The organism is Pseudomonas campi (assembly GCF_013200955.2).
Classification (GTDB): domain Bacteria; phylum Pseudomonadota; class Gammaproteobacteria; order Pseudomonadales; family Pseudomonadaceae; genus Aquipseudomonas; species Aquipseudomonas campi.
Map to the genome: position 1 here is coordinate 2,729,864 of NZ_CP053697.2, position 17,138 is coordinate 2,747,001.

Annotated in this window: 11 protein-coding genes; 2 read left to right on the top strand and 9 right to left on the bottom strand. The window is 63.7% G+C overall.

The features are described from left to right. Positions 1 to 3 precede the first annotated feature (3 nt). The 6 genes from HNE05_RS12695 to leuC form a co-directional block, all read right to left on the bottom strand. The gene (locus HNE05_RS12695) at positions 4 to 2,760 is read right to left on the bottom strand and encodes a motility hub landmark protein FimV (RefSeq protein ID WP_173207779.1); all 2,757 of its coding nucleotides are present in this window, start codon (positions 2,758 to 2,760) and stop codon (positions 4 to 6) included. Between the two features lie 153 nt (positions 2,761 to 2,913). Beyond that, entirely contained in the window at positions 2,914 to 3,924 is a 1,011-nt protein-coding gene (locus HNE05_RS12700) for an aspartate-semialdehyde dehydrogenase (protein WP_173207782.1), read from the bottom strand. A 106-nt stretch (positions 3,925 to 4,030) separates the two neighbouring features. Further along, positions 4,031 to 5,143 (bottom strand): aspartate-semialdehyde dehydrogenase, encoded by a 1,113-nt coding sequence (gene asd / locus HNE05_RS12705; protein WP_173207785.1) that lies wholly within the window; start codon positions 5,141 to 5,143, stop codon positions 4,031 to 4,033. A 55-nt stretch (positions 5,144 to 5,198) separates the two neighbouring features. Continuing rightward, a complete protein-coding gene (gene leuB, locus HNE05_RS12710; RefSeq protein ID WP_173207788.1) occupies positions 5,199 to 6,281 on the bottom strand; it encodes a 3-isopropylmalate dehydrogenase in 1,083 nt (360 codons plus the stop codon). 100 nt (positions 6,282 to 6,381) lie between these two features. Then, complete coding sequence (leuD, locus tag HNE05_RS12715; protein ID WP_173207791.1) at positions 6,382 to 7,029, bottom strand: 3-isopropylmalate dehydratase small subunit; 648 nt, start codon at positions 7,027 to 7,029, stop codon at positions 6,382 to 6,384. 11 nt (positions 7,030 to 7,040) lie between these two features. Beyond that, positions 7,041 to 8,468: a 3-isopropylmalate dehydratase large subunit gene (leuC, locus tag HNE05_RS12720; RefSeq protein ID WP_173207794.1), complete on the bottom strand. Its 1,428-nt coding sequence runs from the start codon at positions 8,466 to 8,468 to the stop codon at positions 7,041 to 7,043. A 409-nt stretch (positions 8,469 to 8,877) separates the two neighbouring features. Between leuC and HNE05_RS12725 the strand changes: the two genes are divergently transcribed. Both HNE05_RS12725 and HNE05_RS12730 read left to right on the top strand, forming a co-directional pair. Further along, a complete protein-coding gene (locus HNE05_RS12725; protein WP_173207797.1) occupies positions 8,878 to 9,789 on the top strand; it encodes a LysR family transcriptional regulator in 912 nt (303 codons plus the stop codon). A gap of 77 nt (positions 9,790 to 9,866) precedes the next feature. Continuing rightward, on the top strand, positions 9,867 to 13,532 hold the full coding sequence (locus HNE05_RS12730; protein WP_173207800.1) for a sensor domain-containing protein: 3,666 nt from the start codon (positions 9,867 to 9,869) through the stop codon (positions 13,530 to 13,532). Positions 13,533 to 13,615: 83 nt separating this feature from the next. Here the strand turns inward: HNE05_RS12730 and HNE05_RS12735 are convergent, their stop codons facing one another. The 3 genes from HNE05_RS12735 to HNE05_RS12745 form a co-directional block, all read right to left on the bottom strand. Next, entirely contained in the window at positions 13,616 to 14,065 is a 450-nt protein-coding gene (locus HNE05_RS12735) for an Hsp20 family protein (RefSeq protein ID WP_173207802.1), read from the bottom strand. A gap of 221 nt (positions 14,066 to 14,286) precedes the next feature. Continuing rightward, complete coding sequence (locus HNE05_RS12740; protein ID WP_173207805.1) at positions 14,287 to 15,468, bottom strand: CaiB/BaiF CoA transferase family protein; 1,182 nt, start codon at positions 15,466 to 15,468, stop codon at positions 14,287 to 14,289. Continuing rightward, the gene (locus HNE05_RS12745; RefSeq protein ID WP_173207808.1) at positions 15,468 to 17,108 is read right to left on the bottom strand and encodes an AMP-binding protein; all 1,641 of its coding nucleotides are present in this window, start codon (positions 17,106 to 17,108) and stop codon (positions 15,468 to 15,470) included. Before HNE05_RS12745 ends, HNE05_RS12740 begins: the two co-directional genes overlap by 1 nt. Positions 17,109 to 17,138: the final 30 nt, after the last annotated feature.

A 17,138-nucleotide genomic window follows, 5' to 3' on the forward strand; every position in this document is an offset into this window, starting at 1 on the left:
TTATCAAACCAGTTTGCTGATCAGCTCGCGCGCTTCCTGCTGCTGACCTTCGTTACCTTCAGCGACTACTTCGTCGAGGATGTCACGAGCGCCTTCGGCGTCGCCCATGTCGATGTAGGCGCGCGCCAGATCCAGCTTGGTCGCGGTTTCATCGGTCCCCGAAAGGAAGTCAAAGTCGTCGTCCATATCCAATCCTGTAGCAGCCGACTCCGGGACTGCAGCCATCGGCAGCTCGTCAGCCAGCAGAGGCTCATCCAGACCGCCACTCAGCTGTTCCAGTTCGGCACTCACTTCATCTAGCTGAGCAGCGAAACTGTCGGCAGCCGGAGCGCTGGCAACCGGCTCATCAGCCAGGGACAGGTCGAAATCGGCCGACATATCCAGCTCGGCTTCCGCCGGAGCAGAACTCAGCGACACCGCCGGCTCATCTTCCAGGCTGAGCATGAAATCATCTTCGGCCAGCTCGGCAGGCTTGCTGTCGGCCTCCAGATCCAGACTGAAATCGGCCAGATCATCACCCAGCTCCAGAGCATCGGCAGTGTTGTCGGCGCCCAGATCCAGATCGAAATCCAGATCGGCGGCCGCACTGCTTTCAGCGACTGGCAGATCCAGACTCAGCTCATCCAGATCGGCCTCGTTTGACTTGGCGGCCTCCTGCAGATCGCTATCCAGGTCATCCAGGCTCAGATCAAAAGCATCATCCAGGTCGGCACCCTTGGACGGAGCAGCAGGCTCATCCAGGGTCAGGTCATCGAGACTGAAAGAGTCCAGATCGTCCAACGCAGCCATGCCGGCGGCAGCACCGACCACCATGGCCGGGTATTTGGCCTTGAGCTGATCAACGGCGGCAGCACCACCGCCGATTTCGCGCAGCTCCTGCTCCTGGCGGGCAAAGCCATCACGGTCACCCAGCTCGGCATAGACCTCCATCAGCTTCAGACGCAGATCGCTGCGCTGCGGCTCATCATTGATGGCGTTCTGCAGCAGCTCGGCCGCCTGGCTGAACTTGCCGTAAGCAATATAGATATCCGCCTCGCCCAAGGCATCGGCGGTCTGCGGAGCAACACGCTCCTGCTCTCGAACTTCGGTATCCGAGGAAGCGCTATCCAGGCCGGCAAAGCTGTCTTCCGGCATATCCAGATCAGCTTCGAAAGGGCTAGCGGATACATCATCGCTGGCCAGGCTTTCCTGCAGCTCGGCCTCTTTCATCGCATTGCGACGTGAAACCACCATCAGGCCAACCAGCAAGGCCAGCAAAGCACCACCGCCTAGCGCACCCAGGAGCATCGGGTTTGCCATCAGATCATCGATGAAGCTGGTCGGCGCAGGCTCCTGCACGACTACGGGCTTCTTGACCGGCGGTTTCTCCGGTTTGACGACCTCTGCCGGCTTGGCCGGGGCCACAGCAACCGGCTTGACCGGCTCTACCTTGGGCGCCGGTTCTTCGCTGTAGTTGTAATCAGGTGTCGCAGGCTTGGGCGTCTCGACCTTCGGCTCGGTAACCGGAGCCTTGGCCTCAACCGGCTTGCTTTCGACGGGAGTCTTCGCTTCCACCGGAACCGACGGCGCCACTGGAGCAGTGGCAGCAGGAACGACCTTGCTCTGATTGGCCAGATCGCCTTGCAACTTGGCCAGCTGATTGTCTTTCAACTCGATCAGCTTCTGCAGCTTGTCCAACTGCCCCTGCAGATCACCCATGCGATCCTTCAGCTCTTCGTTCTCACGACGAGTGGAGTCCAGGCTCTCCTTGGTCACGGCCAGCTGGTCATTCAGTGCCTTGCTGTCGCCAGCACCCTTCTCGCTACCGCCAGCAGACTTGCCGCTCTCGGCAGCAACCAGCTTCAGGCTGTCCTTGCTCTCGGCCTTGGCCGGAGCGGCACCCGCTTCGGAGCGCTTGGTCGCATCCAGTTGGCGTGTACCAGTGGCAGCCAGACTGCGCCCTTCACGCCAGGCAGTGTTCTGCTCGGTAACCTGGGCAATCGCTTGCGCCTGGCTACGGCTCTTGACCTGCTGTTCATCGGGAAGACGCAGCACCTGACCGCTTTTCAGGCGGTTGATATTGCCGTCGACGAAGGCGTTCGGATTGAGCTCCTGGATCGCCAGCATGGCCTGATGCACGGAGCCGCTGTGGCGCGAGCGCTGGGCAATTTCCCAAAGCGTGTCGTTGGAGGTTGTCTTGTACTGATCACCGGAGATCTGCGCGGCCGTGCTGGCAGCAGGCGTCGGCCGCGGTGCAGCCGGAGCGGCGGGAGCGACCGGACGCGGCGTCGGTGCGACGCTCTGCGGACGTGGTGCAGGGGCGGAAACCGGCGCAGATACAGGCAGACGCGGTGCTGCGGCAACCACAGGCTGCGGCGAATACATGGGCGGATCAAGCAGCAGGGTGTACTCACGCAGCAGGCGACCGTTGGGCCACAGCACTTCTACCAGGAAGTTCAGGTAGGGCTCGCGCACCGGCTTGCTGGAGGTGATGCGGATTACGCTCTTGCCATTGGGCTTGATCACCGGCGTGAACTTGAGGTCGGTCAGGAAGTACTGGCGATCAACGCCAGCCTTATTGAACTCCTCGGGGGACGCCAGGGTCGGAATCACTTCGGTGGTGCCCAGATCGCGCACCTCGAGCAATTCGATTTCCGCCACCAACGGCTGGCTCAGCGAAGACTTGAGGGTAACTTCCCCCAGCCCCAGCGCATGCGCCGCACCGGAAGTCATCGCTGAAGCAGCAGCGATTGCCAGCACTAGTTTGCGAACCCGAACCATAGCGTAATCCCTTGTTTTATCTTTTTTTCTCGATAATCGAGAGGATTTTGAAGGTCACTGCCTGCACCCGCTTAAAGCGGCTCCCCGTCAGCGATCAGCCAAACCAGTATTGCCAAGCTAGAAAGATTCTTCAAATTTGGGGCTAAGTATCTTTTACAGATAGTGTTTTATCAACAACTCGGCTATTTGCACAGCATTTAGCGCCGAGCCTTTTCGTACATTATCAGACGCAATCCACAAATTGAGTTCTGCCGGGTCATCCAGCCCTGCACGCAGACGTCCGACATAGACTTCATTCTGCCCCACCGCATCGCCGACCACGCTGGGATAATCGCCTGCCTCGACCAGTTCGATACCAGCCTGCGCCTCCAACCCCTGGGCAGCGCCGGCAACATCCACCGGCTGCGCGGCCTGCAGCGCAACCGCCAGGCTATCACCGAAGAAAACCGGCGCCTGCACGCAGGTTGCCGACACTCGCAATGCCGGCAGCGCCAGCACCTGCTTCAATTCCTCTGCCACACGCCGCTCGAGGACGGCATGGCCGCCCTCCTCCAGCGCGCCGACCCGAGCCAGCAGATTGAACGCGATCTGCTGATCGAACACCCTGGGCTCCAGCGGGCGCATGTTGAGCAGCTCGGTAGTCTGCTTCGCCAACTCGGCAATCCCTTCCCTACCCTGACTGGAGACCGCCAGCGCGGCGGTAAGCGTGACTTTCTGCAGGTCGAGCTGTGCACGCAGCGGTGCCAGCACCAGCGCCAGTGCGGCTACCACCGGCACGGGGCTGGCCAACAGATAAGGCGATTTGAGCGTAGCCAACAATTCTGCGTTCGCTTCCGGCACCAGGCGCGGCGCCTGCTGCAGCGACAGCGCGGCGCTCAGATCGATTACCGAACATCCCGCCGCCTGTGCCTTGAGTGCCGACGCCCGACTGATCGCCTCGCCGGCACAGAAGAAGGCCAGACGCACCTGGGCGAAATCGAAATCCGCCAGCTCGCGCACACGCAGGTTCTTGCCGCGAAACGGCACGGATTGCCCGGCAGACGCGCTACCAGCCAGCAGATGCAGGGTGCCAACAGGGAATTCGCGCTCATCGAGCAGTTGCACGATGGTTTCGCCGACCGTACCGGTGGCGCCGACTACCGCGATATCAAAGGACTGGGACATGGGAACCTTGCACAAGAGAGCCGAATGGGCGGCACTCTAACCCCGCTCACGGCGCAGGCAAAGCTACAACGAAAAAGGGGCTGGTTTGACCAGCCCCTTTTTCTTGTTAACGCTCCAGCAGGATACGCAACATGCGCCGCAGCGGCTCGGCCGCGCCCCACAGCAACTGGTCACCGACGGTGAAAGCCCCGAGGTACTGCGTGCCCATGTTGAGCTTGCGCAGACGGCCAATCGGCACACTCAGGGTACCGGTCACGGCCGTCGGGCCCAGATCGCGGATGCTGGCTTCACGCTGGTTCGGCACCAGCTTGACCCAGGGGTTGTGCTGGCTGATCAGACCTTCGATGTCGGCCAGCGGCACGTCCTTGTTCAGCTTGATGGTCAGCGCCTGGCTGTGGCAGCGCATGGCGCCGATGCGCACGCACAGACCGTCGACCGGGATCGGGCTCTTGTTGCGCCCGAGGATCTTGTTGGTCTCGGCCTGGCCCTTCCACTCTTCGCGGCTCTGCCCATTCGGCAGTTCCTTGTCGATGTAGGGAATGAGGCTGCCAGCCAGCGGCATGCCGAAGTTGTCCACCGGGAAGGCTTCTCCACGCATGGTTTCGGCGACCTTGCGGTCGATGTCGAGGATGGCGCTGGCCGGATTGGCCAGATCGTCCGCCACGGCACCATGAATGGCGCCCATCTGCTTGATCAGCTCGCGCATGTTCTGCGCCCCGGCACCGCTCGCCGCCTGGTAGGTCATGGCGCTCATCCACTCGACCAGACCGGCTTCGTAGAGGCCGCCCAGGGCCATCAGCATCAGGCTGACGGTGCAGTTGCCGCCGATGTAGTTCTTCACGCCGCCGTCCAGCGACTGGTCGATGACCTTGCGGTTGACCGGGTCCAGCACGATCACCGAGTCATCGGCCATGCGCAGGCTGGAGGCCGCGTCGATCCAGTAGCCGTTCCAGCCGGCTTCGCGCAGCTTGGGGAAGACTTCGCTGGTGTAGTCGCCACCCTGGCAGGTCAGGATTACATCGAGACCCTTCAGTTCGTCGATGTTGTAGGCATCCTTCAGCGGGGCGACGTCCTTGCCCACGGCCGGGCCCTGGCCGCCGACATTGGAGGTGGTGAAGAACACCGGCTCGATCAGGTCGAAGTCACGCTCTTCCAGCATGCGCTGCATGAGCACGGAACCGACCATACCGCGCCAACCGATCAGACCTACACGTTTCATAGCCACTACACCCTAAAGAAGAAGCAGGCCGCTGCCGCGCAGCGGGCCGCAGAGATTACAGATTACGCAGGGCCTCGACCACTGCGTCACCCATGCCGGCCGTACCAACCTTGGTCATGCCGGCGGAGAAGATGTCACCGGTACGCAGGCCCTGGTCCAGCACCTTGCTCACCGCCAGCTCGATGGCATCGGCGGCCGCGGCCTGGTTGAAGCTGTAGCGCAGCATCATCGACACCGAGAGGATGGTCGCCAGCGGGTTGGCGATGCCCTGACCGGCGATATCCGGCGCCGAGCCATGGCACGGCTCGTACATGCCCTTGTTGTTGGCATCCAGCGAGGCGGACGGCAGCATGCCGATGGAACCGGTGAGCATGGAAGCCTCATCCGACAGGATGTCGCCAAACATGTTGTCGGTGACCATCACGTCGAACTGCTTGGGTGCGCGCACCAGCTGCATGGCCGCGTTGTCGACGTACATGTGGCTGAGCTCGACGTCCGGGTAACCCTTGGCCACTTCCTCGACCACGGCGCGCCACAGCTGGCTGGACGCCAGCACGTTGGCCTTGTCCACCGAGCACAGTTTCTTGCCGCGCACGCGGGCCATGTCGAAACCGATCTGGGCGATGCGACGGATCTCGCTCTCGCTGTACGGCAGGGTGTCGTAGGCCATGCGCTCGCCGTTTTCCAGCACTTTGCTTTCGCGCGGCTGGCCGAAGTAGATGCCACCGGTCAGCTCACGGACGATGAGGATATCCAGGCCCGCCACCACTTCCGGCTTCAGCGACGAGGCGTCGGCCAGTTGCGGATAGAGGATGGCCGGACGCAGGTTGGCGAACAGGCCCAGCTGCGAACGGATCTTCAGCAGGCCGCGCTCCGGGCGGATGGCCGGATCGATCTTGTCCCACTTCGGCCCGCCAACGGCGCCGAGCAGGATGGCATCGGCGGCACGCGCGCGCGCCAGGGTCTCGTCGGCCAGCGGCACGCCGTACTTGTCGACGGCAGCGCCGCCCAGCTCATCGAAGCTCAGCTCGAAACCCAGGCTGTACTTGTCATTGGCCAGCTGCAGCACCTTGACCGCTTCGGCCATGATTTCCGGGCCGATACCGTCGCCAGGGAGAACCAGAATCTGCTTGCTCATTGCATTCCTCAATCTATCCGTAGGGTGGATGACGCTTTTTTCATCCACCGAAACCCAGCACGGTGGATGGATGAAGCGCCATCCACCCTACTCTTTGGTCTTACTTGATCGCGCCGAACAGCCAGGGGCTGCTCTGCTGGTGTTTGCTTTCGAACGCCTTGATCGCCTCGGCGTCCTGCAGGGTCAGGCCAATGTCATCGAGGCCATTGAGCAGGCAGTGCTTGCGGAAGGCGTCGACCTCGAAGCGGTACTGCACGCCATCCGGACGAGTCACGGTCTGCGCCGCCAGGTCGACGGTCAGCTGGTAGCCCTCGACGTCCTCAGCCTGCTGGAACAGCGCGTCGACTTCTTCATCCTTGAGGATGATCGGCAACAGGCCGTTCTTGAAGCTGTTGTTGAAGAAGATGTCGGCGAAACTCGGCGCGATGATGGTACGGAAACCGTACTCTTCCAGCGCCCAGGGCGCGTGCTCGCGGCTCGAGCCACAGCCAAAGTTCTCGCGGGCCAGCAGCACGCTGGCACCCTGGTAGCGCGGGAAATTCAGCACGAAATCATTATTGATCGGGCGACCCGAGCTGTCCTGGTTCGGCTGACCGACATCCAGGTAGCGCCACTCGTCGAACAGGTTGGGGCCGAAGCCGCTGCGTTTGATCGACTTCAAGAATTGCTTGGGAATGATCTGATCGGTGTCGACGTTGGCGCGGTCGAGCGGCGCGACGAGACCGGTGTGTTGGGTGAACGCTTTCATAGTCCGTCTCCTCAGGCCTGCATCAGTTCGCGTACATCGATGAAACGGCCGGTCACCGCAGCCGCAGCAGCCATCGCCGGGCTGACCAGGTGGGTACGCCCGCCGGCGCCCTGACGGCCTTCGAAGTTGCGGTTGGAGGTGGACGCGCAATGCTCGCCACTGCCGAGCTTGTCCGGGTTCATCGCCAGGCACATGGAGCAGCCTGGCTCACGCCATTCGAAACCGGCCTCGATGAAGATCTTGTCCAGCCCCTCGGCCTCGGCCTGCGCCTTGACCAGCCCCGAGCCCGGCACCACCAGCGCCTGCTTGACGGTACTGGCAACCTTGCGCCCCTTGGCCACTTCGGCGGCGGCACGCAGGTCTTCGATCCGCGAGTTGGTGCAGGAGCCGATGAACACGCGGTCCAGCTGGATGTCGGTGATCGCCTGGTTGGCGGTCAGGCCCATGTATTTGAGGGCACGCACGATCGAGTCGCGCTTGACCGGGTCGGCCTCGGCAGCTGGGTCCGGCACGCGCTGGTCGACAGCCAGAACCATTTCCGGCGAAGTGCCCCAGCTGACCTGCGGCTTGATCTCGGCGGCGTCCAGTTCGACCACGGTGTCAAACACCGCATCGGCATCGGAGACCAGGTCGGCCCAGGCGGCCACGGCCTTGTCCCAGTCGCTGCCTTTCGGCGCAAACGGACGGCCCTTGACATAGGCGATGGTCTTCTCGTCCACCGCTACCAGACCGACGCGGGCACCGGCCTCGATGGACATGTTGCAGATGGTCATGCGCCCTTCCAGCGACAGCTCGCGAATCGCGCTGCCGGCGAATTCCAGAGCATGGCCATTACCGCCGGCGGTGCCGATCTTGCCGATCACGGCGAGGACGATGTCCTTGGCAGTGACGCCGGCCGGCAACTGGCCTTCGACGCGCACCTGCATGTTCTTCATCTTCTTGGCGACCAGGCACTGGGTGGCGAGCACGTGCTCGACTTCCGAGGTGCCGATGCCGTGGGCCAGGGCACCGAAGGCGCCGTGGGTGGAGGTGTGCGAGTCACCGCAGACCACGGTCATGCCCGGCAGAGTGGCGCCCTGCTCCGGGCCGACCACGTGGACGATGCCCTGACGGCTGTCGTTCATTTTGAATTCGAGGATGCCGAAGTCGTCGCAGTTCTCGTCGAGGGTCTGCACCTGGATGCGCGACACTTCGTCGGCGATCGACTCCAGGCCGCCCTGGCGCTCGGCCTTGGTGGTCGGCACGTTGTGATCCGGGGTGGCGATGTTGGCATCGATGCGCCAGGGCTTGCGCGCAGCCAGACGCAGCCCTTCGAAGGCCTGCGGCGAGGTCACTTCGTGGAGGATCTGCCGGTCGATGTAGATCAGCGACGAACCATCGTCGCGGCGCTTCACCTCATGCATTTCCCAGAGCTTGTCGTAGAGCGTTTTGCCGGCCATCGGAACAATCCTCATCAGCGGTTTGTGGGGCGCAGGGTCTATGGCCCTTTTACCTATGTGGCGATCCTAGGGGCTGGCATCAAATAACTCCAATTCATATTTTTTATTCAAAGCATTCCCAGGCGGAATACAGCAGCGCTAAGCTGCACGCCTGAGAACCTCTTCAAAGTCTCGCGAGCTAGAGCCAGACAAGGCGCAACGACCAGCGGGAGTAACAGCCGCAGGCTGGCCCGAAGGGTGAGCGCCAGCGAATCAAGCGGCCGAGGGAGCGGAGTTTGCGAGCTGCAAATGAGCATCCCGAGGCCATTTTTAACGCGGTATGGCCGACGCGCAGCAGACTTTAAACAGGTTCTGACGTTGCCAGCAGATGCTCATCATCTTTATAAGGCTGCCGCCCGGAGCTATGCCAATGGATCTCGCCAACCTCAACGCTTTTCTCGCCATAGCCGAATCCGGCAGTTTCTCCGAAGCCGCCGAGCGCCTGCACCTGACCCAGCCGGCGGTGAGCAAACGTATCGCAGGCCTGGAACAGCAGCTCAATGTGCGCCTGTTCGACCGTCTGGGCCGCGAGGTCGGCCTGACCGAGGCCGGGCGCGCCCTGCTGCCAAGGGCCTACCAGATCCTCAACGTGCTGGATGATACGCGCCGCGCGCTGACCAACCTGAATGGCGAAGTCACCGGCCGCCTGACCCTGGCTACCAGCCACCATATCGGCCTGCACCGCCTGCCGCCGCTGCTGCGCGCCTTTACCCGCGCCCATCCGCAGGTGGCCCTGGATATCCAGTTCCTCGACTCGGAAGTGGCCTACGAGGAAATCCTGCATGGCCGCGCCGAGCTGGCGGTGATCACCCTGGCCCCGGAAACCCGTTCGCCGGTGCGTGCCGTGCCGGTGTGGGACGACCCGCTGGATTTCGTCGCCGCCCCCGAGCATCCGCTGGTACGCGGCGCCATCAGCCTGGCCGATGTGGCCCGGCACCCGGCGGTGTTCCCCGGCGACAACACCTTCACCCACCACATCGTGCGCCGCCTGTTCGAGGCCGAAGGGCTGACGCCGAACATCGGCATGAGCACCAACTACCTGGAGACCATCAAGATGATGGTTTCCATCGGCCTGGCCTGGAGCGTACTGCCGCGCACCATGCTCGACGAACAGGTGATGCGCCTGCCGTTGCCCGGCATCCAGTTACGCCGCCAGCTCGGCTATATCCTGCACACGGAGCGCACCCTGTCGAATGCGGCCAAGGCCTTCATGAGCCTGCTCGACGAACAGCGCTCAGGGCCTTGCCTAGAGGCCTCTCCTACGGCTAACGTGGCGCCATAACGATAAGAAAGGCCCTGCATGCTTCAGTCCCACCCACTTCTGCGGGTGAGAACTAGCGTGCACAGAACGAGCCCGCGATGTCCAAACCACCCAAACCGCTGCCGCCCCTGCCGTTTATCCCGGTTCTCGATCCGGCCGAGTTCGAGAAAACCTGGCACGACGCCCCGCGCCTGCTGGCCGCGCTGAACGGCGCCCACCTTGGCGCGTGGTACTGGGACATCGACAGCGGCAAGGTCAACTGGTCGCGCGGCGCCCAGGCCCTGTTCGGCCTTGACCCCAAACACCCCCTGCAACAGCGCGTCGACTACATAGAGCTGATTCCCGAGGAAGACCGCGCCGCCGTCCTGCACCTGTTCCAGCAAGTCCTCAGCGGCATCCCCAACCCAGAACCCTTGCGCCATCGCATCCGCTGGCCCGATGGCAGCCTGCACTGGCTGGAAATCAGCGGCCGTCCACAGATCGACACCGACGGTCACAAACGGGTGTTCGGGGTCATTCGCGACATCACCGAACAGCAGGAACGCGCCACCGCGCTGAGCCAGTCGGAGCGGCTCTTCTCCAGCCTGTTCCACATGAGCCCCGACGCCGCCCTGTTGATCCGTCTGGCAGACAGTTCGATCTTCGAAGCCAATCAGCATTTCGAAACTCTGTTCGGCTGGAAGCGGGCCGAAATCCAGGGCAAGACCACCCTGGAGCTGCAGATCTGGAGCGACCTGCAGCAACGCGACGAACTGCGCTGCGCCGCGCAGCCGGATCAGGATCCGATTGTTCAGGAAGTCCAGCTCAATACCCGCGACGGCCGCCAGTTGCATGGCGTGCTGCGCAGCCAATACATCGAGATCGACAGCGAGCCCTGCCTGTTCAGCACCTTCCTCGACACCACCGAGCGCAAGCAGGCCGAGGCCGCGTTACGCGCCAGTGAGGAAAAATTCGCCAAGGCTTTCCGCCAGACCCCCGACGCCGTGGTGATCACCGACAAGAGCAACGGCGCCTTCGTTGAAATCAACCCGGCCTTCGAGCAGCGCTTTGGCTGGAGCAAGGACGAAGCCATTGGCCGTACCTCCCTGGAGCTGGGCATCTGGAAGTCCGTCGCCGATCGCCAGCGCTTGCTCGATGCCATGAGCCAGGATGGCACCTGCCATGATCTGGAAGTCGAATTGTTCAGCCGCAACGGCCAACTCAGCCAAAACCTGATCTTTGGTGGCGAAATCGAACTGGCGGGCAAGCCCTGTCTGGTGCTGACGGTGCGCGACATCAGCCATGAGCGCGTACAGGAGCAGGCCCTGCGCGACAGCCAGGAGCGCCTGAGCCTGGCCCTGGACTCCGCCAGCCTGGGCACCTGGGACTGGGATATCCCCAGCGACATCCTGTTCGGCTCGGAGCGCGCCTCCCTGCTGCACGGCCTGCCCGCCCAGCAGTACCACGGCAAGTTCCGCGAGTTCTTCAAGCATGTGCCGCTGGAAGATCGCCACAGCATGCGCGTGGCCTACAACGAGCTGGTCGAGGGCCGGCGCGACAGCTATCAGGTGACCTACCGCACGCGCTTCAGCAACGGCGCCATCCACTTCCTGGAAAGCACCGCCAAGCTCTATCGCGATGACGCAGGCATGCCCATGCGCATGGCCGGCATCCTCGTCGACATCAGCGAACGGGTGCAGCGCGAACACCGCCTGGCCGCCTCCGAAGAGAAATTCGTCACCCTGTTCCAGTCCAGCCCGGAACCGATCTGCGTGTCGCGCATTCGCGACGGTGCGTTCATCGAGATCAACCCCAGCTTCAGCGAAACCTTCGGCTGGCTCCCCGCCGAAATCGTCGGCCAGAGTGCCCCGCAACTGGGCTTCTGGGTCGATGAGGAACAGCGCAACCGGCTGTTCAAGCAGCTCACCCGCGACCAGGGCCTGAGCAATGAAGTCGCCCGCTTCCGCACCAAGACGGGCAGCGAGCTGACCTGTGTGGTCTCCAGCCGTTTCATCCGCGTCGAGCGCCAGCTGTGCATCACCACCACCTTCCGCGATATCAGCGAGAAGCAAAAGGCCGAAGCGGCGCTCAAGGCCAGTCAGGAGAAGTTCGCCAAGGCGTTCCACTCCAGCCCGGACGCCATCACCATCACCGAGCGTGACACCGGCTGCTATATCGAGGTCAACGAGGGCTTCACCCGCCTCACCGGCTACAAGGCCGAGGAAGTCATCGGCCGCAGCTCACTGGAGCTGGAAGTCTGGGCCGACCCCAGCGAACGGGTGGCAATGATCGAGACCCTCAAGCGCGACGGCCGCGTCTACCACCTGGAAATGCGTGGTCAGCACCGCGACGGCAGTGTTCGTCTGGTCGAGGTCTCGGTCGAGCCGATCGAACTGGACGGCATCGCCTGCCTGCTGCTCAACGCCCGGGATGTCAGCGAACTGAAGGATGCCCAGGCGCAGATCCAGCACCTGGCCTACCACGACCCGCTGACCAACCTGCCCAATCGCGCCCTGCTGATGGACCGCCTGATCCAGCAGATCGCCCTGCTCAAGCGTCACAACCTGCGCGGCGCCCTGCTGTTCCTCGATCTCGACCACTTCAAGCACATCAACGATTCGCTCGGCCACCCGGTGGGTGATGCCGTGCTCAAGCTGGTCACCGCCCGCCTGGAAGCCAGCGTGCGCATGGAGGACACCGTCGCCCGCCTGGGTGGCGACGAGTTCGTCGTACTGCTCTCCGGGCTGGAAGGCAGCCGCGCGGAGACCAGCCGCCAGGTGCGCCAGGTGGCGGAGAAACTGCGCCAGCTGCTGGCCGAGCCGATGCTGCTCGACGGCCACCAACTGCAGGTCACCCCCAGTATCGGCATCGCCCTGCTGCCCGATCACGGTGACAACCCGACCGATCTGCTCAAACGCGCCGACATTGCCCTGTACCGGGCCAAGGACTCCGGGCGCAACACCGTGCAGATGTTCCGCAAGGCCATGCAGGATGAAGCCAGCGAGCGCCTGCGCCTGGAAAACGACCTGCGCCTGGCCCTGGCCCGCGGCGAGTTCGCGCTGCACTTCCAGCCCCAGGTGGATGCCCGCAGCAACCGCATCATCGGTGCCGAAGCCCTGCTGCGCTGGACCCACCCGACGCTCGGCCCGCAATCACCGGGGCAGTTCATCCAGGTCCTCGAGGAAAGCGGGCTGATCCTCGAAGCCGGCACCTGGGTCCTCAGCGAAGCCTGCCACGCCTGCGCCACCCAGCTGCGCGAGGGGCTGGTGGATGCGGACAGCTTCCAACTGTGCGTGAACATCAGCCCACGGCAGTTCCGCCAGAACGACCTGGTCGAACTGGTCGAACTCAGCCTGAAAGCAAGCGGCCTGCCGGCGCATATGCTCAAGCTGGAGATCACCGAAGGCATCGTGATCCAGAACCTCGACGACACCATCGCCAAGATGCACCGCCTGAAGAAACTCGGCGTGAGCTTTGCCATGGATGACTTCGGCACCGGCTACAGCTCACTGACCTACCTCAAGCGCCTGCCGGTGGATGTGTTGAAGATCGACCAGTCGTTCGTACGCGACGCCACCACCGACCCCAACGATGCCGAGATCATCCGCGCCATCGTCGCCATGGCCCGCAGCCTGAACCTGGAAATGATTGCCGAAGGCGTCGAGCAGACCGAGCAGCTGGAATTCCTGCTGCAGGAAGGCTGCCATCTGTACCAGGGCTATCTGTTCAGCAAACCGCTGCCGCTGGACGACTTCCGCCAGCTGCTGGCGCTCAACCAGCAGTAGCACTCACCCCAGATGCGTTCATGACTGAGTAGAAAACATGAAAAAGGGCGCCCGCAGGCGCCCTTTTTCTTTGCTGCAGGAACTCAGCTGTTCAGCGCAGGCTGCAGCCCATTGATCGGGATGCGCTTGGCCTTGGCCTCTTCCGGCACGATACGCACCAGGTCGACATGCAGCAGGCCGTTGATCAGGCTCGCCGCCTTGACCTCGATATGGTCGGCCAGGCGGAACGACAGCTTGAAGCCGCGCTGGGCGATGCCCTGGTGCAGGTAGGTGACGTTCTCCGCGCTGCGCTCGCGCTTGCCGCCGACCACCGTCAGCACACCGCGCTCGACCTGCAGCTCGAGGTCTTCCTCATGGAAACCGGCGGCCGCGATGACGATGCGGTACTGGTCGTCGCCGTGCTTCTCGACGTTGTACGGCGGGTAGGAACTGCCAGCCTCGTTGCTGCGCAGGGCCGACTCGAACAGGTCATTGAAACGGTCGAAGCCGATGGATTGGCGAAACAGCGGGGCCATGGAAAATGCAGTGCTCATGGTATGTCTCCTGGATTTCAGCGAGTGGTTGAATCCGGGGCCCGACTTCGGCACCCCGTACTCAGCTAGATAAGGACAGGCCGAAAAATTTCAAGAGGCCCCGCACCCACTACCGGCTACCCGGCTCTCGTAGAGTGCGCCGCGCGCACCAGGCCGTAGCCCGGATGCAATCCGGGAATGACCGCTACCGCCTCCCCCGGATTGCATCCGGGCTACAAGACTCAACCGAGCAACTTGGCCGCCTTCAGCTCGGCAATCTGCGCCTCGCTGTAACCGATCTCGCGCAGCACCTCGGCGCTGTGCGCGCCCACCGCCACGCCGGTATGCCGCGGCGCCTCCAGCCCCGCGGAGAACTTGATCGGGCAGGCCAGCTGCGCCTGCGCCGGTTTGCCCGCGCGCGGCACGGCGGTGACCAGGCCACGCGCTTGCAATTGCGGGTGCTCGACCGCCTCGGACAGGTTGAGCACCGGTTCGACGCAGGCATCCACCGCGGCGAAGCGTTGCTGCCACTCGGCCAGGTCGTGTTTCTCGATCTCGATCTCGATCTCGCGCTTGAGCGCCTTCTGCTCCTCCGGCTTGGGCGACAGGCCGCGCCCAGCCAGTTCCGGCCGCCCGATAACGGCACAGAACTGCTGCATGAACTGCGGCTCCAGGCTGCCCACCGACAGCCAGCGGCCATCGCGGGTGCGGTAGTAGTCGTAGAAGCTGCCGCCATTCAGTGCCTGGTTCTCCATCGCCGGCTCCACCCCGGCGCCGAGGTAGCCGGCGCCGGCCATGGCATGCAGGCTGAAGGCGCAGTCGGTCATGCTGATGTCCACGTGCTGACCCTGCCCCGTGCTCTGCCGGGCAATCACCGCGGCGAGCAGGCCGATCACCCCATGCAGCGAGCCGCCGGCGACATCCGCCAGCTGCACACCAAGCGGCAGCGGGCCCGTGTCACGGCGCCCGGTGTAGCTGGCCAGGCCGCTCAGGGCCAGGTAGTTGAGATCGTGGCCGGCGCGGTCCTTGTACGGCCCGGTCTGCCCGTAGCCGGTGATGGAGACATAGATCAGCCGCGGATTGATCGCTTTCAGCGCTTCATAGCCGAGGCCGAGCTTGTCCATCACCCCGGGGCGGAACTGCTCCAGCACGATGTCGTACTCGGCCACCAGCTTGTGCACCACCGCCAGCGCCTCGGGATGCTTGAGATCGAGGGCCAGCGAGCGCTTGTTGCGGTTGAGGTAGGCGTGGCTGGTGCTGCTGTCGCCATCGAACGGCGGCAGCACACGGACCAGGTCGACCCGCGTCGGCGACTCGATGCGCAGCACCTCGGCGCCCATGTCGGCCAGCAACAGCGAGGCGAACGGCCCCGGCAGCAGGGTGGAAAAATCGAGAACCTTCAGCGCAGCCAGCGGGCCCTTCATCAGCAGTTTTCCCAATACAGTGGCGGTTTGCCCGGCAAGCTGCTGACCAGCGCGGCGTAGCGCGCCTCCAGCACATTGCGGCGGATTTTCATGGTCGGTGTCATGCAGCCGTTGTCCACGGTCCAGGCCTCGCTGACCAGTACCAGATGGCTGAGCCGTTCATGGGGCTGCAAGGCGGCGTTGAGCTGGGCCAGGGTGGCCTGCAAGGCGGCACTGACCTGCTCGCGCGGCTGGCTGCGCGCCGCTGGCGACAGTTCGATCAGGGCCAACGGCTGGTCGAGGTTGCTGCCCATCAGGCAGACCTGCTCGACCCAGGTGTTCTTGGCGATCTCGCCCTCGATCGGCGCCGGCGCCACGTACTTGCCCTTGCTGGTTTTGAAGATGTCCTTGACCCGCCCGGTGATGCGCAGGTAGCCGTCGCCATCCACCTCGCCCTGGTCGCCGGTGTGCAGCCAACCGCCCTCCAGGGCCTTGGCACTCAGTTCGGGCTCACGGTAATAACCCTGCATCAGGGTCGGCCCACGGAACAGCACTTCGCCGTTGTCGGCGATGCGCAGTTCCAGGTTCGGCATCGGCCGGCCGACGCTGCCGAAGCGCACCTGCCCCGGCCGGTTGAAGGTGCCATAGGCGAAGTTCTCAGTCATGCCGTAGCCCTCGCAGATCACCAGGCCCAGGCGCCGGTACCAGTCGAGCAGCCCCGGCGAGATCGCCGCCGCGCCGGAGACCAGGATGCGCGCGCGATCCAGGCCCAGGCCGCGCTTGATCTTGCGCGCCAGCAGGCCACCGAGCAGCGGAATGCGCAGCAGCAGATCGAGCTTGCGCTGTGGCAGACGCTCCAGCACGCCTTGCTGGAAGCGCGTCCACAAGCGCGGCACGGAGAAGAACACAGTCGGGCGGATATAGCGCAGGTCGCTGGCGAAGCTGTCCAGCGACTCGACGAAAGCCACCTGAGCACCGCTATACAGGCTGTTCATCTCCACCAGAAAGCGCTCGGCGGCGTGCGACAGCGGCAGGAAGGAGAAGAACTGGTCGCGCTCATCGATGCGCAGCTCGGCACAGGAGCTGGCGGCAGCGCAGGCCATGGCCTGTGCCGAGAGCATCACGCCCTTGGGCTGGCCGGTAGTGCCGGAGGTGTAGAGGATGCTCAGCAGCTCGTCGGCCTGCTGCACAGGCGCAGTCGGCAACGGTGCATAGGCCTGCAGCTCGTGCCACTGGTAGTCGGCGCGCAGGGTCGGATAGGGCATGGCCAGGCGCAGCACCTGCGGCCCGATGCCGCTTTCCAGCTTGGCCGGTTCGTCCAGCTTGCCGAGGATGATCGCCTTGCAGGCCGCATGCTCCAGCACATAGGCGATGCTCTCGGCCGACTGCAGCGGATACAGCGGCACGCTGACCAGCCCGGCCAGCTGAATCGCCAGGTCGCTGATAAACCACTCGGCGCAGTTCTTCGCCAGGATCGCCACCCGCTCACCCGGCGCGCAACCCAGCGCCTGCAGAGCAGCAGCCAGACGGCGTGCCTGGTCGTCGACCTGGCACCAGGTGAAGTCATGCCAGACCCCGGCGACCGGCTGGCGCAGCCAGACCTTATCGGGGCACTGGGCGACCCAGTGCTGGAAACGTTGCAGCGGCAGTTGTTCGGACATCGGGCACTCTCTTGTTTTTATTGGAGCCGG